A 21,821-nucleotide genomic window follows, 5' to 3' on the forward strand; every position below is an offset into this window, starting at 1 on the left:
ATCGCACTGATCAGGGCAAGGCCATGAACGGGCGGGCGGTAGACAACATGTCTATTGCCCGCCCTTTCGCGGTCCCCGAGGCTTTGCCCATGCCTGAACTCGCCTTCTCCCGCCGCGCGGCGGTGCGCGGCCTCGGTGCCGCGGGCCTGCTGGCCGCCCTCACCGGCTGTGGTGTCCCCGCCGCCTACGTCCCCGAGGGTCGGCGGGAGGGCCGGGACCGCTCCGGGCGCGACCGGAGCGTCTCCTTCTCCAACTGGCCGCTCTACATCGACACCGACGACGAGAACGAGAGCCGGCGGCCGACGCTGGAGGCCTTCTCGCGGGAGACCGGCATCGAGGTCCGGTACAGCGAGGAGATCAACGACAACGACGAGTTCTTCGGCAAGGTCAGTTCGGCGCTCATGAACCGCCAGGAGACCGGCCACGACCTGGTCGTGGTCAGCGACTGGATGGCCGCCCGCTTCGTGCACCTGGGCTGGGCCCAGAAGATGGACCGCTCGGCGCAGGCCAACGTGGCCACCTACCTGGATCCGCAGCTGCGCTCCCCGGCCTTCGACGAGGGCCGCCTGCACACCGTGCCCTGGCAGTCGGGGATCACCGGCATCGCCTACAACCGCAAGGCGCTCGGCCGGGAGATCAAGTCGGTCAAGGACCTCTGGCAGCCTGACCTGGCCGGCAAGGTCACGCTCTTCTCCGGTCTCGACGAGTCCTTCTCCCTGCTGATGCAGGGCGACGGCGTCGACGTCACCCGGTGGACCGAGTCCGACTTCCACCGGATGTGCGACCGGGTGGAGAGCATGGTGAAGAAGAACCACATCCGCCGCTTCACCGGCAACGACTACACCTCCGATCTCAGCAAGGGCGACGTCCTGGCCTGCCAGGCGTACTCCGGTGACGCGATCCAGCTGCGGGCCGACAACCCCGACATCGAGTTCGTGGTCCCCGAGGAGGGAGCCGAGCTGTGGGCGGAGAGCCTGCTCGTCCCCAACCTCGCGCCGCACAAGGCCAATGCCGAGGCGCTGATCGACTTCTACTACGCGCCGGAGGTGGCCGCGGAGCTCGCCGCCTCCGTCAACTACGTCTGCCCGGTCCCGGCGGCCCGCGAGGTCCTCGCCGCCTCCGAGTACAAGGAGACCGCCGAACTCGCCGAGAACCCGCTGATCTTCCCGGACGGCGAGATGCGCAAGCGCCTCGCCGTGTCCCGGGACATCTCCTCGGCGGAGCGCACGGCCTTCGCCAAGCGGTGGAACTCCATCATCGGTCTCTGAGGGGAGGGGAGCGGGGGGAGCGGGGTGCGCTCAGGTGAGGTGAATTGAACGCGTTCACCGATTTGATTGAACGTGTTCAGAATACTGCGTAGGCTGCCTTCCATGAGCGAGAGAAGCGCCCTTCAACGGCGGATCCGTGCGTGGCTGGTCCTGTTCACCGTCTGCCTCGTCCTCAGCGGACTCACGGCCTTCCCCCTGGTGAGCGAGCTCCACTGGGCCAACTCCCTGGTCTCCCACGAATGGCTGCGCCGCGTGGGCGACGGCCTGGACCGGGCGGACCGGGACTACCCCTTCCTCCTCTACGGCACCGACTGGCTCGCCTTCGCCCACCTGGTGATCGCGGTCTTCTTCTGGGGGGTCCACCGCGACCCGGTCCGCAACATCTGGATCGTCGAGGCGGGCATGATCGCCTGCGCCGGCATCGTTCCGCTGGCCCTGGTCTGCGGCCCCATCCGGGGCATCCCCTTCTGGTGGTCGCTGATCGACATGTCGTTCGGCGTCTTCGGGGTGATCCCGCTGCTGATCCTGCGGCGCATGATCAAGCGCCTTGAGGCCGTGTCCGGCACCACGTCCGGCACCGCGTCCGGCAGCGTGCCCGGGGCAGCGCCCGAGGTCGTGCCCGTCCCGGCTGCCGCTACTTAGCCATGGACGCGACGAGTATCGCGCCCGTCACCGGGTTCGGGTCATCGCTCTTGGCGTCCTTGGAGTTGACCGTGAACACCACGAGCCGGGACCCGTCCTTCGCACCGCCGATGCCGGTGCTGTAACCCGGCCGGGCGCCGCTCTTGCCGTAGACCACGGTGCCGTCCCGGAGGACCATCCGCTGCAGCCCCGCCGTACGCCACGCGGGCGTCGCGGTGGTGCCGAACACGAGGGCGGCCTCCGGGACGGTGAACATCTCCTCCAGTTGCCGCTTGGGCACGATCCGCCCGGCGAACAGCGCCTCGGTGAACCGCTCCAGGTCCGCCGTCGAGGAAACGAGGTCACCCGCGGCCCAGCGGTCGGACTGGTTCCACACGCTGACGTCACGCAGGCCGGTGGTCCCGTCCGCCAGCGGCACCGTCTGGTAGCCGAGGTTGTGCCGGCCGGGGATCCGCGTCCGGGTGAGGCCGGGGAGGGAGGTCTGGCGCAGGCCCAGCGGCTTGATGATCCGCTTCTCGACCGCCTTCTCGTACGTCGCGCCCGTGACCTTCTCGATCAGGACGCCCAGCAGCGTGTAGTTGATGTTCTGGTAGTGCTGGAACGTGCCGGGGTCGCTCTCCGGCCCCTTCGCCAGGGCGTTCGCGATCTGAGCGTGCGGGTCGGTCACGTCGAAGCGGTGCTCCCACTGGCTCTGGAAGTCGTCGCCCGGACCGTCGGCGGACCGGATGCCGCTCGTGTAGTCGAGCAGTTGGCGTACGGAGACCGGCTTGAAGGAGGCCGGGAAGGTGCCCGGCAGGTACTCCTGGACCGGCCTGTCGAGATCGACCTTGCCCTCGGCGGCCAGCTGGAGCACCACCGCCGCCGTGAAGGTCTTGGTCACCGAACCCGCCCGGAAACGGCCGTCGGCGATCGCCGCCGCACCCGTGCGGACGTCGGAGACGCCCGAACTGCCCTGCCAGCTGCCGCTCGAACCGCTCACCCGTACCGCCGCGGCGGTGGCGTACGCGTGCTCGGCGCCGAGGCCGGCGATCGCCTGCTCCAGAGCCGCGGCGTCGGGCGGGGTCGTGAACTGCGGCGCCGGCTTCTGCGCCGAGACCGGGACCGGGACCGGGGCTGAGACCGAGGCCGGGACGGAGCCCGACGTCGGTGCCGGAGCGGCGTGGGCGACGGCCGGTCCGGCCGCGACGCCCAGGACCAGGGCGGTGGCGATCAGCGTGCGGGTCGATCGGTTCATGGTGGTTCCCCCCTCGGTTCTCCGGGCGGTTTCCGCCCCGATGACCTCAATGTTGCTGGCCACAGGGGTAGTTGCGGATCACCATCAAGAGTGGTATTCACCGGTACGACAACTCACCGGCGCGGGGGAGGGGAACCTCCGTCCCTCACTCTCCAGAGGGAGATACCCGAGAGCCAGTCGCCGCCGTCCCCGTCGCGATCAGCCCCGTTTCGTACGCGCAGATCACGGCCTGGATCCGGTCCCGCAGCCCCAGCTTCGCCAGCAGGTTCCCCACGTGCGACTTCACCGTGTGCTCGCTCACCACGAGCGCGGCCGCGATCTCCGCGTTCGACAGCCCGCGCCCCAGGTGCAGCAGCGTCTCCCGCTCCCGGGCCGTCAGCACCTCCAGCCGTCGCGCCGACAGCGCCTCCCCGGCCGACGGCCGGGCCGTCGCCGCCGTGTACTCCTCGATCAGCCGCCGGGCCACCGAAGGCGCGAGCAGGGACTCGCCCGCCGCCACCACCCGTACCGCGTGCACCAGATCGTCCCGCCGCACGTCCTTGAGCAGGAACCCGCTGGCCCCCGCGTGCAGGGCCTCGTAGACGTACTCGTCCGAGTCGAAGGTCGTCAGCATCACCGTCCGGCAGGAGCTCTCAGCCGAGATCGTCCGGCACGCCTCGATCCCGTCCAGCACCGGCATCCGGATGTCCAACAGCGCCACGTCGGGCGCGAGGCGGCGTACCGCCTCGACCGCCGCCGCGCCGTCCCCGACCTCCGCCACCACCTCGATGTCCTCCTGGACGTCGAGGATCATCGCGAAGCCGCTGCGCACCAGCTCCTGGTCGTCGGCCACCACCACACGGATCGTCAATTCCCCACCTCCGCGCCCGACGTTACAAGCACCACGCGCACCTCGAACCCCGCGCCGTCCGGACCGGGCCCGGACTCGGCCGTTCCGCCGTGGGCGGCCGCCCGCTCCCGGATCCCGATGAGTCCGTGCCCGCCCCGGCGGTCGGGGGAGGCCGAGACCGGAGTCCGTGCTCCCGGCCCCCGCCCGTCGTCCGTGACCGTCACCGTGAGCTCCCGCTCCGCGTAGTCCAGGCGCACGGCCACCGCCGAGGCCCCGGCGTGCTTGACCACGTTGGTCAGCGCCTCCTGCACCACCCGGTGCACCGTCGCCTCCAGCGCCGCGGGCAGGGCCCGCACGGCGCCCGTGCGTGCGTAGCTCACCCGCGGTCCGCTGCCCCGGACCCGCTCCAACAGCCCCGCCAGCTCCTCGATGCCGGGTTGCGGCCGGCGCGGCGCCGCCTCGTCCGTGCGCAGGTCCGTGCGCAGCACGCCGAGCATCGTCCGCAGCTGTGCCATCGCGTCCCGGCCCGTCTCCGCGATGGCCTCGAACGCGGCCTCGGCCCGCTCGGGGGCCCTGCGCACCGCCACCGGACCGGCCTCCGCCTGCACGATCATGATGCTGACCGCGTGCGAGAGGATGTCGTGCATCTCCCGCGCGATCCGGGCCCGCTCGCGGGCGGCCGCCTGCTCCGCCTCGATCCGGTTGGCCCGCTCCAGCTGAGCCGCCCGGTCCCGTGCGGCCGTCAGGTAGGCCTGGCGGGTGTGCTGGAGCCGCCCCAGCGCGTAGGCCGCGCCCGAGACGAAGAGGGTGAAGAGCAGTTCGCGCGCGGTCCCGGTGTTCCAGCCCACCGACAGGGCGACCGCGACGACCGTGAGCGCGCCCACCGCCAACCGGACCCGGGCCGTGCACTGCAGGGCGACCGTGTAGCAGGCGATCAGTCCCGCGTACGGGAGCGGCTGCCCCGGCCCGTCGACCGTCAGCCTGTACACGCCGCCGGCCAGCAGGATCGCCGTCAGCACCGTCACCGGGGCCCGTCGCCGCCAGATCAGCGGCAGCACGCCGAGCGTGGTCATCGCGTACGAGGCCCCGTCCGCGGGCGGCAGGTCGGCCGAGCGGGGCACCACGAACGGCATCGTGACGGCCAGTTGGACCAGCAGGGTCAGCCCCAGGTCCTGCCGCCCGGGACCGGCCCGCCGGATCCGCGCTCCGAGCTGCCCCCAGGCCCGTATCACCGGCCGAGCTCGGCCCGTACGGCGGCGAGCGCGTCCATCCGGTTCGTCGTGATCGAGTCGACCCCGGCCTTGATCAGCGCGCGCATCGACCGCTTGGTGTCCGGGGTCCAGGCCGACACCAGCAGGCCGTCCCGGTGCAGGGCGTCCACCAGCTCCCGGCCGACCAGCCCGAAGCGGTAGTTGAGGAAGCTCGGGGCCACCGCGTCGATCAGCACCCGGCGAGGCGGCGACAGGGTGGTCCAGGTCAGCGCGATCTCGGCGCCCGGATCGGCGGCGCGCACCGCGAGCATGGTGGCCGGACCGGCGCAGTAGTACGTGCGGTCGCGCGCTCCGCACTCGCGGACCTGGCCGACGACGGTCCGCACGGCCTCGGCCGTCGCGCCCGGCAGGTCGATCATGACCCGGGACGCCCCGGTTGCCATCAGGGCGTCGCGCAGGGTCGGGATCCCGCCGCCCGCCAGCTCCTTGAGCTGGGGGGCCGTGACGCCGTCGAGCCGTACGTCGTGGCCCCACAGCCGCCGCAGGTCCTCGTCGTGGAGCAGTACGGGGACCCCGTCGCGGGTCATTCGCACGTCGATCTCCACGGCGTCCGCCCCGTGGGCGAACGCGGAGCGGATCGAGGGGAGGGTGTTCTCGCGGACGCGGTAGGGGTCCCCGCGGTGGCCTACGGCGGTCAAGGTGCGCATGCGACCATTCTGCGCGGGCGTCAGGGGGCCAGCCAGGCGGCGGTGTACGTGTCGATCTCGGCGGCGAGCTCCGCTTTGCCGGCCGGGTCCAGGAACGAGGCCTCCACGGCGTTCTTCGCGAGCTGCGCGAGGCCGAGCTCGTCGAGGTCGAGCAGCCGGGCGGCCACCGCGTACTCGTTGTTGAGGTCCGAGCCGAACATCGGCGGGTCGTCGCTGTTGATGGTGACGAGCACGCCGGCCGCCACCATCTCCTTGACCGGGTGCAGGTCGAGGTCGGTCACCGCGCGGGTGGCGATGTTGGAGGTCGGGCAGACCTCGAGCGCGATGCGGTGTTCGGCGAGGTAGGCGAGCAGCTCGGGGTCCCGGGTGGCGCTGGTGCCGTGGCCGATGCGCTCGGCGCCCAGCTCGCGGATGGCGTCCCAGATGCTCTCCGGGCCGGTGGTCTCGCCGGAGTGCGGCACGCTGTGCAGACCGGCGGCGCGGGCCGCGTCGAAGTACGGCTTGAACTGCGGGCGCGGCACGCCGATCTCCGGGCCGCCGAGGCCGAAGGAGACCAGGCCCTCGGGGCGCAGGTCGACAGCGAGGCGCAGGGTCTCGGCGGCGGCCTCCAGGCCGGCTTCGCCGGGGATGTCGAAGCACCAGCGCAGGATCACGCCGAGTTCGGCCTCGGCGGCCTTGCGGGCGTCCTCGATGGCCGCCATGAAGGCCTCCTCGTCGATGCCGCGGCGGGTGGAGGAGTACGGGGTGATGGTCAGTTCGGCGTACCGGATGTTCTGCCGGGCCATGTCGCGGGCGACCTCGAAGGTGAGGTGGCGCACGTCGTCGGGGGTGCGGACCAGGTCGACGACGGAGAGGTACACGTCGATGAAGTGCCCGAAGTCGGTGAAGGTGAAGTAGTCGGCGAGGGCCTCGGGGTCCGTCGGGACCTTGGAGTCGGGGTGCCGGGAGGCGAGTTCCGCGACGATGCGGGGCGAGGCCGAACCGACGTGGTGGACGTGGAGTTCGGCCTTGGGCAGCCCCGCGATGAAGGGGTGCAGGTCGGGCATGAGGGTGCCTCCGGAAGGTCGCGGTGCGGACGGAACGGCCTTCATCGTAGGCAGGACCGGGAGTGTCACAGGCAGCGCATAGCATGGCTGTACGAGAGGGGGGCGCCTTATGACCGACCAGAGCCCCGAGCCGCGAGACCCGTGGGCGCCGCCGGAGCGGCCCGCGGTCGAACTGGGCAAGCAGCAGGGCACGCCGGGCGTGTCGGGGGTCCACGACCAGCCGACGATCGCGGGCATGCCGGGTGCGGGTGCGTCCGCGGACACCCCGGTGTCCGGCCAACCGCCCACGTCCTCGCCCGCGTCGGCTCCCACGCCCGCGCCCCAGCCGGGTCCGCCGCCCGCCTACGGATATCCGGCCCAGCCGGATCCCGGCGGCTACGGATACCCGGCCGCGCCGGCCTCCGCGGGCTACGGATACCCCGCGCAGCCGGCCGCCCCGCAGGCGGGGTACGCCGGTTACCCGGCCTACCCCGGGTACCAGGGCCACCCCGGATACCCCTACGCGCCCAAGAGCAACGGCTTCGGGATCACCGCGCTCGTGCTCGGGATCATCGCCGTGGTCAGCTGCTACGGCGGCATCGTGTTCGGGATACCCGCCGTCATCTTCGGCGTGCTGGGCCGCGGCAAGGCCAAGCGCGGCGAGGCCGACAACGACGGGATGGCGCTGGCCGGGATCATCACGGGCGCGGTCGGCATCGTGGTGAGCTGCCTGTTCATCGCGTTCGCCGTCTTCGCCGTCATGGTCGATGACAGCGGTTACGACTCCGACTACGACTACTCGACTCCGTACGAGAACACCAAGGTCGTCTACCCGGGCTGAGTCGGCCTGCCCGCGCGCGGGCAAGGGGGCCGGGCCGGAGCGTCACCGCTCCGGCCCGGCCGGCCCCGCGCGCAGCCGCTCCCGGGCTTCCATCAGGGCGAAGCCCAGCAGGTTCAGCCCGCGCCAGCGCGCCGGGTCCAGCGCGCGCTCGTCGTCGGCCGCGAGGCCCACGCCCCAGATCCGGTCCATCGGGCTGGCTTCCACCAGGACCCGGTCCCCGGTGCTCAGCAGGTACGACTTCAGCGCCGGGTCGGAACCGAACTTGTGCACGCTGCCCGCCACCACCAGCGCGAACCGCTCCCGCGTCCACACCGTGTCGTCGAAGGCGCGCACCAGCCGTCCGGCCTTCTTCGCCTCGGCCGGAGTCTTCGCTTCCAGCGCCGCCCGCTCGGCCTGCGCGTCGCCGAAGAGCCGGGCCTTTCCGGCCATCATCCAGTGCTCCGCGGTGGCGTACCGCACGTCACCCACGGTGAACTCGGACGGCCACCACTGGCTGAGGCAGCTCGGCCCGAGGCTTCCGTCGGCCCGTGGGCGGTGTCCCCAGAACGGCAGGAACTTCACCCGCTCACCCCGGCTGACCTGCCCGATCAGTTCGTCGATCATCTCCATGCACGCGAGTCTCGCAGGAGCCACTGACACTTCGTACGGGTTTTCGGGCGCGCCTCGACACATGGTCGACCGATTCCGTCGCGTAATCAAAAGGCAACAACGGAATCACTTGGCCGAGGGGTGCTCCTCTGTCAGGATCGGCACTCAATTCGAGCTGTAGCTCGAACTGTAGCTACGGAGAGCGTGAGAGCGTTATGGGCAACCGCTTCCAGGTCACGGTCCAGGTCAAGGACCGCTTCGCAGAGGGCGCGCAGTACATCGACGGGCAGCTGCGGCCCGGCACCTCAGGACGGTCACACACCGTGGTCGACCCGGCGACCGGCGAGGAGGTGCTCACCTACGAGCTGGCCTCCACCGAAGACGTCGACGCGGCCGTCGCCGCCGCCAAGCGGGCCTTCCCCGGCTGGTCCGGCGCCACCCCCGGCGAGCGCTCCGAGGCGCTGCACCGGCTGGCGGCCGTGCTGGCGGAGCGGGCCGAGGAATTCGCGCACGTGGAGTCCCTCCAGTGCGGCAAACCCGTCAAGCTGTCGACGGAGTTCGACGTGCCGGGGACGATCGACAACACCGCCTTCTTCGCGGGAGCCGCGCGCCACCTCCAGGGGCAGGCCGCCGCCGAGTACTCCGGGGACCACACCTCGTACGTACGACGGGAGGCGATCGGGGTCGTGGGCTCCATCGCGCCCTGGAACTATCCGCTGCAGATGGCCGCCTGGAAGATCCTTCCGGCGATCGCCGCGGGCAACACCATCGTCCTCAAGCCGGCCGAGCTCACCCCGCTGACCTCCCTGATGTTCGCCCAGGCGGCCAAGGAGGCGGGCCTGCCCGACGGCGTGGTCAACATCGTCACCGGGGCCGGCCGGGACGCGGGCGAGCACCTGGTCGGCCACCCGGACGTGGTGATGACCTCCTTCACCGGGTCCACCGCCGTCGGCAAGCGGGTCGCCGAGATCGCCACCGCCACCGTCAAGCGGCTCCACCTGGAGCTCGGCGGCAAGGCCCCCTTCCTGGTCTTCGACGACGCCGACCTGGAGGCCGCCGCGCACGGAGCCGTCGCCGCCTCCCTCATCAACACCGGGCAGGACTGCACCGCCGCCACCCGCGCCTACGTCCAGCGCCCGCTGCACGACGCCTTCGTCGCCCGGGTCGCCGAGCTGATGGGGGGCGTCCGCGTCGGAGACCCCTTCGACCCGGCCACCGACCTCGGCCCGCTGGTCTCGCACGCCCAGCGCGACCGGGTCGCCGGCTTCGTCGAGCGGGCCCGTGCGTACGCCACCGTCGTCACCGGCGGCGAGATCCCCGCGGGAGACCTCGCGGACGGCGCGTACTACCGGCCCACCCTGATTTCCGGCGCCGCGCAGGACAGCGAGGTGGTCCAGTCCGAGATCTTCGGCCCGGTCCTCGTCGTCCTGCCCTTCGACACCGACGACGAGGGCCTCGCGCTGGCCAACGACACCCCCTACGGCCTCGCGGCCTCCGCCTGGAGCCGCGACGTCTACCGGGCGAACCGCGCCACCCGCGAGCTCAAGGCGGGCTGCGTCTGGGTCAACGACCACATCCCGATCATCAGCGAGATGCCGCACGGGGGCTACAAGTCCAGCGGCTTCGGAAAGGACATGAGCACGTATTCCTTCGAGGAGTACACGCAGGTCAAGCACGTGATGTACGACAACACCGCGGTCGCCGCGAAGGATTGGCACCGCACGATCTTCGGGGACCGCACCTAACACTTCGCGGCTGCCGCCGCGGGGCACTCGCCGCCTGACCAGCGGCCCGCACCCATCCCGAAAGGGCACCTCCCATGGAGCAGTTCGAGCCCGACCGCCTCTCGGCGGCGCAACTCGCCGCGATGCGACGCAGCATCGACAGCGGACGCGGCGCCCTGACCCGCCGTTCGCTGCTGCGCGTCGGCGGAGTCGGAGCGCTCACCCTCGGCGGCCTGTCCGCGCTCGCCGGCTGCGGCATCCCGCCCGCGAAACGCGAAGGCGACACGGCGAAGTCCTCCGACGACCACTCGGAGCAGGAGAAGGAGATCAACTTCTCCAACTGGACCGAGTACATGGACACCAGCGAGGACGAGAAGTCCCGTCCCACGCTGGAGGAGTTCACCAAGCGGACCGGGATCAAGGTCAAGTACACCGAGGACATCAACGACAACGTCGAGTTCTTCGGCAAGATCAAGCCGCAGCTCGCGGCCGGCCAGGACACCGGCCGCGACCTGATCGTGGTCACCGACTGGCTCGCCTCGCGCATCATCCGCCTGGGCTGGGCACAGAAGCTGGATCCGGCCCACCTCCCGCACGCCTACGCCAATCTGATCCCGCAGTTCCGCAACCCCGACTGGGACCCGGGCCGCGCGTACAGCTACCCGTGGACCGGCCTCGACACCGTCATCGCCTACAACACCAAGGCCACCGGCGGGAAGAAGGTCGACTCCGTCACGCAGATGCTCGACGACCCCTCGCTCAAGGGCCGCGTCGGCTTCCTCACCGAGATGCGCGACAGCGTCGGGATGACGCTCCTCGACCAGGGCAAGGACCCGGCGAACTTCACGGACTCCGACTACGACGAGGCGATCGGCCGGCTCCAGAAGGGCGTGGACAAGAACCAGATCCGCCGCTTCACCGGCAACGACTACACCTCGGACCTCGACAAGGGCGACCTCGCAGCCTGCCTGGCCTGGGCCGGCGACGTCATCCAGCTCCAGGCCGGGAACCCGGACATCCAGTACGCGATCCCGGCGGCCGGCTACATCAGCTCCAGCGACAACCTCCTGGTCCCCGCGAAGGCCCGGCACAAGGCCAACGCGGAGAAGCTCATCGACTACTACTACGAGCCGGCGGTGGCCGCCCAACTGGCCGCGTTCATCAGCTACGTCTGCCCCGTCGAGGGCGTCAAGGACGAGCTGGCCAAGATCGACCCGGCGCTCGCGGACAACGTCCTGATCGTTCCGGACAAGGAGATGGCCGCCAAGTCGCACGCCTTCCGCTCCCTCACCAGCGCGGAAGAGACGGCGTACGAGGAGAAGTTCGCCAAGCTCATCGGAGCCTGACGGGTCCCGCCGCCCCCCACCGGCACCGGCACCCGTACCGGCACCCGCCCCTTCCACGTCACCACCACCGAAGGCCCAGGCCCATGACTGACAAGACCGCGGGCGGCGACGTCCGCCTCGCCGGGATCAGCAAGCACTACGGTTCCTTCACCGCCGTGCATCCGCTGGATCTCACCATCCCCCAGGGGTCCTTCTTCGCCCTGCTCGGCGCCTCCGGCTGCGGGAAGACCACCACCCTGCGCATGATCGCCGGCCTGGAGGAGCCCTCGACCGGCACCGTGAGCCTCGGCGACCGCGAGGTCACCCACCTGCCGCCGTACAAGCGGCCCGTCAACACGGTCTTCCAGAGCTACGCGCTCTTCCCGCACCTGGACGTCCGCGAGAACATCGCCTTCGGGCTGCGCCGCCGGGGCATCAAGTCCGTCAAGAAGCAGGTCGACGACATGCTGGAGCTGGTCCAGCTCGGCCAGTTCGGCCGGCGCAAGCCGCACCAGCTCTCCGGCGGCCAGCAGCAGCGCGTCGCCGTGGCCCGCGCGCTCATCAACCACCCGCAGGTCCTCCTCCTCGACGAGCCGCTCGGCGCCCTCGACCTCAAGCTGCGCCGCCAGATGCAGCTGGAGCTGAAGAGGATCCAGACCGAGGTCGGCATCACCTTCGTGCACGTCACGCACGACCAGGAGGAGGCCATGACCATGGCCGACACGGTCGCGGTGATGAACGGCGGCCGCGTCGAGCAGCTGGGCGCCCCGGCCGAGCTGTACGAGAACCCGAAGACGACCTTCGTGGCGAACTTCCTCGGCACCTCCAACCTCATCGAGGCCGAGGTCCTGGAGGCCGGTCCGGCTGACGTCGTGGTCGGCTCGGCGGGCGCGAAGCTGCGCGTCCCGGCGGCGCGGTGTTCGACCACACCCCGCGCCGGCGGAAAGCTGCTGGTCGGGGTGCGTCCGGAGAAGATCTCCCTGGTCCACGCGGACGAGGAGGACGCCATCGCGGCCGGCCGCAACAAGGTGGCCGGCAAGATCGCCGACTCCTCCTTCATCGGCGTCTCCACCCAGTACGTCATCGACAGCCCGGTCTGCTCCGAGTTGGAGGTGTACGTCCAGAACATCGAGCGCGACGCCCGCCTCGTCCCCGGCGCCGACGTGATATTGCACTGGAACCCGGCCCACACCTTCGGGCTCGACGCGGCCCAGGACATCGACGCCGGCATCGAGACGGTCGAGGAGGGCGCGTGAGCGCCCCCGCCGCGCTGCCCGAGGCCGTCGTCGCCGACGGGCCCCCGGTCCACAAGCCGTCCCTGAAGAAGCGACTGATCCCGTACTGGCTGCTGCTCCCGGGCATCTTGTGGCTGCTCGTCTTCTTCGTGCTGCCGATGATCTACCAGGCCTCGACCTCGGTGCAGACCGGCTCCCTCGAAGAGGGCTTCAAGGTCAGCTGGCACTTCCAGACGTACTGGGACGCCTTCACCGGCTACTACCCGCAGTTCCTGCGCTCCCTGCTCTACGCCGGCACCGCGACCGCGCTGTGCCTGCTGCTGGGCTACCCGCTGGCCTATCTGATCGCCTTCAAGGCCGGACGGTGGCGGGGCCTCCTGCTGGTGCTGGTCATCGCCCCGTTCTTCACCAGCTTCCTGATCCGCACCCTCGCCTGGAAGACGATCCTGGCCGACGGCGGCCCGGTGGTCGGCGTCCTCAACACGGTCGGCTTCCTGGACGTCACCAGCTGGCTCGGCATGACCGAGGGCGACCGCGTCCTCGCCACGCCGCTCGCGGTCGTCTGCGGTCTGACGTACAACTTCCTCCCCTTCATGATCCTGCCGCTCTACACCTCGCTGGAGCGCATCGACACCCGCCTCCACGAGGCGGCCGGGGACCTGTACGCCCGCCCCGCCACGGTCTTCCGCAAGGTGACCTTCCCGCTCTCCATGCCGGGCGTGGTCTCCGGAACCCTGCTCACCTTCATCCCGGCGAGCGGCGACTACGTCAACGCCGAACTGCTCGGCTCCACGGACACCCGGATGATCGGCAACGTCATCCAGTCGCAGTACCTGCGCATCCTCGACTACCCGACGGCGGCCGCGCTGTCCTTCATCCTCATGGCCATCGTGCTCGTCATGGTCACCATCTACATCCGCCGAGCGGGGACGGAGGACCTGGTCTGATGAAGAGCGCCACCACCTGGCTGCGCCGCAATCTGGTCGTGATCGCGGGGCTCGGCACGCTCGCCTACATGATCCTGCCGAACGTCGTCGTCACGGTCTTCTCCTTCAACAACCCGGCAGGGCGCTTCAACTACGCCTGGCAGGAGTTCTCCCTCGACGCGTGGAAGGACCCCTGCGGAGTCGCCGACCTGTGCACCTCCCTCTCGCTCTCCCTCCAGATCGCCCTGTGGGCGACCATCGGCGCGACCGCGCTGGGTACGGCGATCGCCTTCGCGATGGTCCGCTACCGCTTCCGGGGGCGCGGCGCGGTCAACTCGCTGATCTTCCTGCCGATGGCCATGCCCGAGATCGTGATGGCCGCCTCGCTGCTCGCCCTCTTCCTCAACATGGGCATCCAGCTGGGCTTCTGGACGATCCTGATCGCCCACGTCATGTTCTGCCTCAGCTTCGTCGTCGCCGCCGTCAAGGCCCGCGTCCTGTCCATGGACCCCCGGCTGGAGGAAGCCGCCCGCGATCTCTACGCCGGTCCCGTGCAGACCTTCGTGCGGGTCACCCTGCCGATCGCGGCCCCCGGCATCGCGGCGGGCGCGCTGCTCTCCTTCGCGCTCTCCTTCGACGACTTCATCATCACCAACTTCAACTCGGGCAACACCGTCACCTTCCCCATGTTCGTGTGGGGATCGGCCCAGCGCGGTACGCCTGTACAGATCAACGTCATCGGCACGGCGATGTTCGTCATCGCGGTGCTGGTGGTCCTCGCCGGCCAGATGGTCGGCGACCGCCGCAAGAAGGCACAGCCCAAGTAGCACCTCGCCGTACCCGTTGGGAGTTGGAAGACATGGCCCCAGACGCCATGCGCACCGCCGCACGATCCCTTTCCGGAGCGAAGCCGGTCTCGTACTGGCTGGACGATCCCGGCAAGCCCGCCGCCGAGCCCGCCCTCACCGGGGACGAGCACTGCGACCTGCTCGTCATCGGCGGCGGCTACAGCGGCCTGTGGACCGCGCTGCTCGCCAAGGAGCGCGACCCCGCCCGGGACGTCGTCCTGATCGAGGGGCACGAGGTGGGCTGGGCCGCCTCGGGCCGCAACGGCGGCTTCTGCGCCGCCTCGCTCACGCACGGCCTGGCCAACGGGCTGGCCCGCTGGCCGGGCGAGCTGGCCAAGCTGGAGGAGCTGGGCGCCCACAACCTTGACGCCATCGAGGCCGCCGTCGCCCGCTACGGCATCGACTGCGACTTCGAGCGCAGCGGCGAGATCGACGTGGCCACCGAGCCGCACCAGGTCGAGGAGCTCCGCGAGCTCCACGAGGAAGCCGGGAAGCTGGGCCTCGCGGGCGGCTCCGAATGGCTGGACAGCGACGCCCTGCGCGCGGAAGTCGACTCTCCGACCTTCCTCGGCGGGATCTGGGACCGCGACGGCGTCGCCATGCTGAACCCGGCGAAGCTCGCCTGGGGCCTGAAGCGGGCCTGCCTGGGCCTGGGCGTGCGGATCTACGAGAACACGCGCGGCCTGGACCTGGCCGGCTCGGGGGCCGGGACGGCCGTGCGCACCCCCTACGGGCGGGTCTTCGCCCGCCGGGTGGCGCTCGGCGCCAACGTCTTCCCCTCGCTGGTCAAGCGGGTGCGCCCGCTCATCGTCCCGGTCTACGACTACGCCCTGATGACGGAGCCGCTCTCCGAGGAGCAGCTGGATTCGATCGGCTGGAAGAACCGGCAGGGACTCGGCGACAGCGCCAACCAGTTCCACTACTTCCGGATCACCCCCGACCGGCGGATCCTGTGGGGCGGCTACGACGCCATCTACCCGTACGGCGGCAAGCTCGACCCCGCCCTCGACCACCGGCCCGAGACCTACCTCACGCTCGCCGAGCAGTTCTTCACCTGTTTCCCCCAGCTGGAAGGGCTGAATTTCAGCCACGCCTGGGGCGGGGCGATCGACACCTGCTCCCGCTTCTCGGCCTTCTTCGGCACCGCGCACCGGGGGAAGGTGGCCTACGCCGCCGGCTTCACCGGCCTCGGCGTCGGCGCCACCCGCTTCGGCGCCGAGGTGATGCTGGACCTCCTGGCGGGGGAGCGGACCGAGCGCACGGAGCTGGAGATGGTCCGCTCCAAGCCGATGCCGTTTCCGCCGGAGCCCTTCGCCTGGACCGGGATCACGCTGACCAAGTGGTCGCTGGCGCGGGCGGACCGCACGGGCGGGCACCGGAACCTGTGGCTCAAGGCGCTGGACCGCCTCGGCCTCGGCTTCGACAGCTGAGGTCCGGGCGCACTGATCAGCCGCCCTCCGTCCGCGCGGCCGTCCGATGTGCTGATCCCCGCTGTGCTGATCAGGTAAAAGACGCCCGCACGCCCCGGGCGCACTCCGTCGCTCAGCCTGTGACCCGCTTCACTACCACGGAGTAACGAAACCCGCGTCATACCCGAGCCCGGCCCCGCTCTCTCCGGTGGAGAACCCCTCACCGCACACACAGAGAACGGAGGCCGGGCGATGGCGATCCCGGGGGACAAGGCGGCAGTGGAATGGCTGGTCTCGGTGGCACCGGATCCGGAAGCCTGTCGGTGGGAGTGGGAGCGCAACCCCCTCGGGGTCGCCCTGCTGCCCGCCGGCCGGCGCTGGGACGTACTGATCCTGCCGGGGGACCTGGGGCAGAGTGCCCTCGGCGTACTCGGACTCCTGACCGACCGGCCCGGCCCGGTGCTCGCCGATCTCGGCGACACCCGGCTGGGCTTCTTCGTTCCCGCGGGCACGGCCTCCCGCTGGATCGGGACGGGTGTACGGGGAGCCGGGCGCGGGACCTGGATCGTGGTCCCGTATCCCGGCCGGGCCACGGGCGGCGTGCGCTGGCTGGTGGTCCCCGACGGGCAGGGCACGCTCACCGATCCGGTGCTGCTCGAGTTCGCGATGCACGAGGCGGCGGCGCGCACCCTGGGCCGGGGAGGTGGGAAGTCTTGACAAGGAGATTGGTCTGGACCATCTTGGGCCCGCCCGCTCCATCACCTGTGGCCTGGCTCCATCCCCCCATGCACCGGAGGCAGTTGTGCGCGCAGCAAGAAGCGCCGTCAGAAGAACGGCCCTGTCCTTCCTTACCGCCGCCGCCCTCGCGGCGGCCGGCCTCCTCGCCACCGGCCCGTCCGCCGCGGCGGCCGACGCCGACCTCGTCCGCAACGGCGGCTTCGAAGCCGGACTCGACGGCTGGAGCTGCCCGGCCGGCAGCGGAAGCACCATCAGCACTCCGGTCCACGGGGGGAGTTCGGCCCTCAAGGCCACCCCGGCCGGGCAGGACAACGCCCGCTGCTCCCAGACCGTCACCGTCAAGCCCGACTCCGCCTACACCCTGACCGCATGGGTGCAGGGCGCGTACGTCTACCTCGGCGCCACCGGCACCGGAACCACCGACGTGCAGACCTGGACCCAGACCCCGGGCGCCTGGAAGCAGCTGAGCACGAGCTTCCGTACCGGAGCGGCCACCACCTCGGTGACCGTGTACACGCAGGGCTGGTACGGCCAGCCGCCGCACTTCACCGACGACGTCACCCTCGTCGGCCCCGACCCGGGCGGTTCCGGACCCGGCCAGCCGCAGCCCCCGGCCGCCCCCACCGGCCTGACGGTTTCCGCGACCTCCGCCACCTCCGTCGGCCTGAGCTGGACGGCGGCGACCGGCGCCACCTCGTACAAGGTCTACCGCGACGGCGCCAACCCGACGATCGTCAGCGGCACTTCGGCGAGCGTCACCGGACTCACCGCCTCCACGGCCTACTCTTTCCAGGTCAGCGCGGTCAACGCGGCCGGAGAATCCCCCAAGAGCGCCGCCGCCGCGGTGACCACGCCGGGCGGCGGCGATCCGGGCAACCCCGGCCTGCCCGCGCACGCCCTCGTGGGCTACCTGCACGCCAGTTTCGCCAACGGCTCCGGCTACGTCCGGATGGCCGACGTACCCGCCTCCTGGGACGTCATCAACCTGGCCTTCGGCGAACCGACTTCGGTGACCTCGGGCGACATCCGCTTCCAGCTCTGCCCGGTGAGCGAATGCCCGAACGTCGAATCGGCCGCGGAGTTCAAGGCGGCCATCAAGGCGAAGCAGGCCGCCGGAAAGAAGGTCCTGATCTCCATCGGCGGACAGAACGGCCAGGTCCAGCTGGGCACCACCGCCGCCCGCGACGCGTTCGTCTCCTCCGTCGGCAAGATCATCGACGAGTACGGGCTCAACGGCCTCGACATCGATTTCGAGGGCCACTCCCTGTTGCTGGCCACCGGCGACACCGACTTCCGCGCCCCCACCACCCCGGTGATCGTCAACCTGGTCTCCGCCGTCAAGACCCTCAAGGCCAAGTACGGCCCGGACTTCGTCCTGACCATGGCCCCCGAGACCTTCTTCGTCCAGCTCGGCCACCAGTACTACGGATCCGGCCCCTGGGGCGGCCAGGACCCGCGCGCGGGCGCCTACCTCCCGGTCATCCACGCCCTGCGCGACGACCTCACCCTGCTCCACGTCCAGGACTACAACTCGGGCTCGATCATGGGCATCGACAACCAGTACCACTCCATGGGCGGCGCCGACTTCCACATCGCCATGACCGACATGCTGCTCACCGGCTTCCCCGTCGCGGGCAACACCTCCCGCGTCTTCCCGCCGCTGCGCCCGGACCAGGTCGCCATCGGCCTCCCCGCCACGACCAACGCGGGCAACGGCCACACCTCCCCGGCGGAGGTGAACAAGGCGCTGGACTGCCTGACGAAGCACACCGACTGCGGCTCCTACCAGACCCACGGCACCTGGCCCGCGCTGCGCGGCCTGATGACCTGGTCGATCAACTGGGACCGCTTCGGCAGCTGGGAGTTCTCGAAGAACTTCGACGCCTACTTCGGCGGCTGACCCGCCGGGGCCGGCGCCCCCTCCCTCCGCTGCGGCCGGGCCGGAATCCCGCGGGACTCCGGCCCTCGGCACTAGTCTCCGGAGCAGCCGAAGAAGCCCACGTGGGTCGGCTCGACGCCGTCGCCCGCGGCTGCGCCCTGCGCGTACAGCAGGACGTACAGCCCGCTCCACTTCGGGAACTCCTCGCCCAGCAGGCTCTCTTCGTACTCCTGGTGGCTCATCGCCCGGGCGGCCGCGGCCATCAGCTCCTCGTAGCGGTCGACCGTCGGCCGCCCCGTGCCGAAGTGGTGCAGCAGGCGCTCGGCGGACAGGGGCCGCAGCGTGCCCTCGGACCCGCCCCCGTCCCCGGAGCCGGTGGCGGCCACCGGGACGTCGAGGATCGTGTGGGTGCCGCCCGTCCCCATGAACTCGCCGTCGGCCCACAGGGCGGCCAGATCCGGGTAGTCGCCGGTCTCGCCGAACTCCTCGACGAACACCCGCGCGTGCAGGGCGTCCAGCGACGCCTGCACTCCCCCCTCGTACGTCGTCACGTAGTCCCAACCGCTGGCACCCATGGCGCGCCCCCGCCCTTCGTTGGAGAAGAATCCCTAGACCGGCAGAAGCTTAGGCGCAGGGTCGGACAGGCCCAGGGGCCCACCGGCGGACGCCCAGCAGGAGCGGCGTGCACATCAGCAGGCTGGCCAGGACGTCCAGGGGCCAGTGGTAGCCGCGCAGGATGAGCCCCGTGGCCGTCAGGGCGGTGAGGACGGCGGCGACGAGGAGGGGCCAGGGACAGCGGGTGTACGGGCGCAGCAGCAGGGCCGCGGCCCCGTAGGCCACGTACGCGGTGGCGGTGTGCCCCGAGGGGTAGTAGCCGGCGGCCCAGGGTTCCAGGGGGCCCGGGCGGGCGGTCCACTCCTTCAGCGGGACGACCAGCGCCGGCACCAGCACCATGGCCAGCGCCGCGGCCGCCGCACCCCGGCGGTTGCCGCGCCGGGCCGCGTAGAGCACCGCGAGGACCAGGACGGGCAGGGCGACCGGGACGTTGCCGAGGTCCGAGAGGCGTTGGGTGAGCGCGTCGGGGACGGTGCGCACCACCGCGCGGCTGAGGGCGGCGTCGGGGGTCAGCAGGGGGCCCCGGACGAGGACCTGCCAGGTGATCATGGCGAAGAGCGCGGCGCAGAGGGCGCAGAGCGCGGAGAGCGCCGAGAGGAGAGAGGCCGGCCGTCCCGGAACAGGGGGGGTGGTTCCGGGACGGCCGCCCGGACCGGGTCGCCGTGCGCCCCGGGGGGTTTGGGGCGTACGGCTGTCCGATCGGTGAGGAGTGTGCGCGAACGCATGCCCAGTGCGGCGCTGGGGAAGCCCGGTACTGGTGTCGCCCCCGGTTTCCCGGGAGCGGGGTGTCTCACTCATCTGCAGAAACCGTACGGCAGCGGAAGGGGGACCGACAGCAGGAAAACGCTCCCGCCATCGGCCCCCCACACGTTCTTCACAGCGCCCGACCGTTACCACCGGTAGTGGCCGCGCACTGATCGAGCATTCGGTCCCCGCGTTCTACCGCGCGGGTCAGACGTTCGATCAGAGAGCCGCGAACGCGGCCTCGATGACGTCCAGGCCCTCGTTCAGCAGGTCCTCGCCGATGACGATCGGCGGGAGGAAGCGGAGCACGTTGCCGTAGGTGCCGCAGGTGAGGACGAGCACGCCCTCCGCGTGGCAGGCCTTGGCGAGCGCGCCGGCCGCCTCCGGGTTCGGGGTCTTGGAGGAGGGGTCCTTCACGAGCTCGATCGCGATCATGGCGCCGCGGCCGCGGATGTCGCCGATGATCTCGTACTTCTCCTGCATGGCCGTCAGACGGGCCTTCATGAGCGTCTCGATCTTCTTCGCCGCGGCGTTGAGGTCGAGCTCCTTCATGGTCTCGATGGAGCCGAGCGCACCGGCGCAGGCCACCGGGTTGCCGCCGTAGGTGCCGCCCAGACCGCCGCCGTGCACGGAGTCCATCATCTCGGCGCGGCCGGTGACGGCGGCGAGCGGCAGGCCGCCCGCGATGCCCTTGGCGGTCGTGATCAGGTCGGGGACGATGCCCTCGTCCTCGCACGCGAACCACTGGCCGGTGCGGCAGAAGCCGGACTGGATCTCGTCCGCGACGAAGACGATGCCGTTGTCGTTGGCGAACTTCACGAGCGCCGGCAGGAAGCCCTTGGCCGGCTCGATGAAGCCGCCCTCGCCGAGGACCGGCTCGATGATGATCGCGGCGACGTTGTCGGCGCCGATCTGCTTGGAGATCTGGTCGATCGCCTGGGCGGCGGCCTCGGGGCCGCAGTTCTCGGCGCCGGTGGGCCAGCGGTAGCCGTAGGCGACCGGGACGCGGTAGACCTCGGGGGCGAACGGGCCGAAGCCCTGCTTGTACGGCATGTTCTTCGAGGTCAGCGCCATCGTGAGGTTCGTACGGCCGTGGTAGCCGTGGTCGAAGACCACGACGGCCTGGCGCTTGGTGTACGAACGGGCGATCTTGACGGCGTTCTCGACGGCCTCGGCGCCGGAGTTGAACAGGGCCGACTTCTTGGCGTGGTCACCCGGGGTGAGCTCGGCGAGGGCCTCACAGACCTCCACGTAGCCCTCGTAGGGGGTCACCATGAAACAGGTGTGGGTGAAGTCGGCGAGCTGCGCGGAGGCGCGGCGCACGACGGCCTCGGCGGAGGCGCCGACCGAGGTCACGGCGATGCCCGAGCCGAAGTCGATCAGACGGTTGCCGTCGACGTCCTCGATGATGCCGCCGCCCGCGCGGGCCGTGAAGACGGGGAGCACGGAGCCCACGCCGCCGGCCACCGTCGAAAGGCGGCGGGCCTGCAGCTCCTGCGACTTGGGGCCGGGGATCGCGGTGACGATGCGGCGCTCCTGCGGAACAGCGGTCATAGGGGGCTCCTGGGGGGTGTTTTCGGACGCACTTGTGTCTTTGTCCGCAGGCTAGGCCCGGGGGGCCCCGTCCCGCATGCTCCGTTCGGGAGTGGTGCCCGCGTGTCCTTGTCCGTGACGGCCATAGGAACGAATCCGCACGTGTCCTGTGGATCACGACCGGTTCGGGTCATCGGGCGGCACCGCACCGGACGGCGCGGAAACGCGCCCCCCTTCCCGGCGACCGCTTAGATTGAGCGCGCAGCACAGTGCGGTAACGGGCAGGGGGCAGGGGTTACATGGACACCGAGGGCACGCACGGCACGCACGGCACGGACGAGAAGCGGGCGCCGCGCACCACCGGGCACGTCCCCCCGCCGGCGGGACCGCCGGAGCCCTCCCGGATGCCGCCGGGTCTTCCGCCGATGCCCTCGCACCCCCCGGCCGCAGGCTCGGCCACGGCCCCGGCCGCCGGCTCGGCCACAGGCCCGGCCACGGCC

At 71.0% G+C, this 21,821-nt stretch carries 20 protein-coding genes and 1 pseudogene; 12 read left to right on the forward strand and 9 right to left on the reverse strand.

Annotated elements, in window-relative coordinates; translation table 11 throughout:
* Positions 1–89: 89 nt before the first annotated feature.
* Together J7E97_RS25425 and J7E97_RS25430 are read left to right on the forward strand one after the other, a co-directional pair.
* Complete coding sequence (locus J7E97_RS25425; protein WP_251055114.1) at positions 90–1,268, forward strand: spermidine/putrescine ABC transporter substrate-binding protein; 1,179 nt, start codon at positions 90–92, stop codon at positions 1,266–1,268.
* Positions 1,269–1,370: 102 nt separating this feature from the next.
* A complete protein-coding gene (locus tag J7E97_RS25430; RefSeq protein WP_215031574.1) occupies positions 1,371–1,910 on the forward strand; it encodes a hypothetical protein in 540 nt (179 codons plus the stop codon).
* Here the strand turns inward: J7E97_RS25430 and J7E97_RS25435 are convergent.
* From J7E97_RS25435 to J7E97_RS25455, 5 genes are all read right to left on the reverse strand, one after another.
* On the reverse strand, positions 1,903–3,144 hold the full coding sequence (locus tag J7E97_RS25435; protein ID WP_215031577.1) for a serine hydrolase: 1,242 nt from the start codon (positions 3,142–3,144) through the stop codon (positions 1,903–1,905). The two genes, J7E97_RS25430 and J7E97_RS25435, sit on opposite strands and share 8 nt — an antisense overlap.
* Positions 3,145–3,289: 145 nt before the next feature.
* Positions 3,290–3,994, reverse strand: a complete 705-nt coding sequence (locus J7E97_RS25440; RefSeq protein ID WP_215031580.1) for a response regulator transcription factor — start codon at positions 3,992–3,994, stop codon at positions 3,290–3,292.
* Positions 3,991–5,205 (reverse strand): sensor histidine kinase, encoded by a 1,215-nt coding sequence (locus J7E97_RS25445; RefSeq protein ID WP_374224235.1) that lies wholly within the window; start codon positions 5,203–5,205, stop codon positions 3,991–3,993. The genes J7E97_RS25440 and J7E97_RS25445 overlap by 4 nt, the downstream gene beginning before the upstream one ends.
* Positions 5,202–5,891, reverse strand: coding sequence for a glycerophosphodiester phosphodiesterase (locus J7E97_RS25450; protein ID WP_215031583.1), 690 nt, complete (start codon positions 5,889–5,891; stop codon positions 5,202–5,204). Before J7E97_RS25450 ends, J7E97_RS25445 begins: the two co-directional genes overlap by 4 nt.
* A gap of 20 nt (positions 5,892–5,911) precedes the next feature.
* Positions 5,912–6,937, reverse strand: a complete 1,026-nt coding sequence (locus J7E97_RS25455; RefSeq protein WP_215031586.1) for an adenosine deaminase — start codon at positions 6,935–6,937, stop codon at positions 5,912–5,914.
* 109 nt (positions 6,938–7,046) lie between these two features.
* Here J7E97_RS25455 and J7E97_RS25460 point away from each other — a divergent pair, with 109 nt between their 5' ends.
* Positions 7,047–7,757: a DUF4190 domain-containing protein gene (locus J7E97_RS25460; RefSeq protein WP_215031589.1), complete on the forward strand. Its 711-nt coding sequence runs from the start codon at positions 7,047–7,049 to the stop codon at positions 7,755–7,757.
* Positions 7,758–7,799: 42 nt separating this feature from the next.
* Here J7E97_RS25460 and J7E97_RS25465 read toward each other — a convergent pair whose 3' ends face one another.
* Complete coding sequence (locus tag J7E97_RS25465; RefSeq protein WP_215031592.1) at positions 7,800–8,366, reverse strand: NADAR family protein; 567 nt, start codon at positions 8,364–8,366, stop codon at positions 7,800–7,802.
* A gap of 194 nt (positions 8,367–8,560) precedes the next feature.
* Here J7E97_RS25465 and J7E97_RS25470 point away from each other — a divergent pair, with 194 nt between their 5' ends.
* The 8 genes from J7E97_RS25470 to J7E97_RS25505 all read left to right on the forward strand — a co-directional run bounded on the left by J7E97_RS25470 (position 8,561) and on the right by J7E97_RS25505 (position 18,450).
* A complete protein-coding gene (locus J7E97_RS25470) occupies positions 8,561–10,090 on the forward strand; it encodes a gamma-aminobutyraldehyde dehydrogenase (RefSeq protein ID WP_215031595.1) in 1,530 nt (509 codons plus the stop codon).
* A gap of 74 nt (positions 10,091–10,164) precedes the next feature.
* Positions 10,165–11,415, forward strand: a complete 1,251-nt coding sequence (locus J7E97_RS25475) for a spermidine/putrescine ABC transporter substrate-binding protein (protein WP_215031598.1) — start codon at positions 10,165–10,167, stop codon at positions 11,413–11,415.
* An 83-nt stretch (positions 11,416–11,498) separates the two neighbouring features.
* Positions 11,499–12,650: an ABC transporter ATP-binding protein gene (locus J7E97_RS25480; protein WP_215031601.1), complete on the forward strand. Its 1,152-nt coding sequence runs from the start codon at positions 11,499–11,501 to the stop codon at positions 12,648–12,650.
* Positions 12,647–13,576 carry an ABC transporter permease gene (locus tag J7E97_RS25485; protein WP_215031604.1) on the forward strand — a complete coding sequence of 310 codons (930 nt, stop codon included), beginning with the start codon at positions 12,647–12,649 and terminating at the stop codon, positions 13,574–13,576. Before J7E97_RS25480 ends, J7E97_RS25485 begins: the two co-directional genes overlap by 4 nt.
* Positions 13,576–14,382 (forward strand): ABC transporter permease, encoded by an 807-nt coding sequence (locus tag J7E97_RS25490; protein WP_215031607.1) that lies wholly within the window; start codon positions 13,576–13,578, stop codon positions 14,380–14,382. The genes J7E97_RS25485 and J7E97_RS25490 overlap by 1 nt, the downstream gene beginning before the upstream one ends.
* A gap of 32 nt (positions 14,383–14,414) precedes the next feature.
* Positions 14,415–15,833 (forward strand): FAD-binding oxidoreductase, encoded by a 1,419-nt coding sequence (locus J7E97_RS25495; protein ID WP_215031610.1) that lies wholly within the window; start codon positions 14,415–14,417, stop codon positions 15,831–15,833.
* A 231-nt stretch (positions 15,834–16,064) separates the two neighbouring features.
* Positions 16,065–16,529, forward strand: a complete 465-nt coding sequence (locus J7E97_RS25500; RefSeq protein WP_215031613.1) for a hypothetical protein — start codon at positions 16,065–16,067, stop codon at positions 16,527–16,529.
* A gap of 85 nt (positions 16,530–16,614) precedes the next feature.
* Positions 16,615–18,450 carry a chitinase gene (locus J7E97_RS25505; RefSeq protein ID WP_215031616.1) on the forward strand — a complete coding sequence of 612 codons (1,836 nt, stop codon included), beginning with the start codon at positions 16,615–16,617 and terminating at the stop codon, positions 18,448–18,450.
* A 71-nt stretch (positions 18,451–18,521) separates the two neighbouring features.
* Here J7E97_RS25505 and J7E97_RS25510 read toward each other — a convergent pair whose 3' ends face one another.
* From J7E97_RS25510 to gabT, 3 genes are all read right to left on the reverse strand, one after another.
* On the reverse strand, positions 18,522–19,004 hold the full coding sequence (locus J7E97_RS25510) for a hypothetical protein (protein WP_215031619.1): 483 nt from the start codon (positions 19,002–19,004) through the stop codon (positions 18,522–18,524).
* Between the two features lie 49 nt (positions 19,005–19,053).
* The gene (locus J7E97_RS25515) at positions 19,054–19,593 is read right to left on the reverse strand and encodes a phosphatase PAP2 family protein (RefSeq protein ID WP_308346796.1); all 540 of its coding nucleotides are present in this window, start codon (positions 19,591–19,593) and stop codon (positions 19,054–19,056) included.
* Positions 19,594–20,007: 414 nt separating this feature from the next.
* The gene (gene gabT / locus J7E97_RS25520; RefSeq protein WP_215031625.1) at positions 20,008–21,342 is read right to left on the reverse strand and encodes a 4-aminobutyrate--2-oxoglutarate transaminase; all 1,335 of its coding nucleotides are present in this window, start codon (positions 21,340–21,342) and stop codon (positions 20,008–20,010) included.
* A 278-nt stretch (positions 21,343–21,620) separates the two neighbouring features.
* On the opposite strand from gabT, the pseudogene J7E97_RS25525 reads away from it, so the two are divergent.
* Positions 21,621–21,821, forward strand: a pseudogene (locus J7E97_RS25525) (hypothetical protein); the annotation flags it as partial.

Origin of the sequence: Streptomyces sp. ISL-66 (assembly GCF_018614135.1) — a bacterium.
GTDB lineage: Bacteria > Actinomycetota > Actinomycetes > Streptomycetales > Streptomycetaceae > Streptomyces.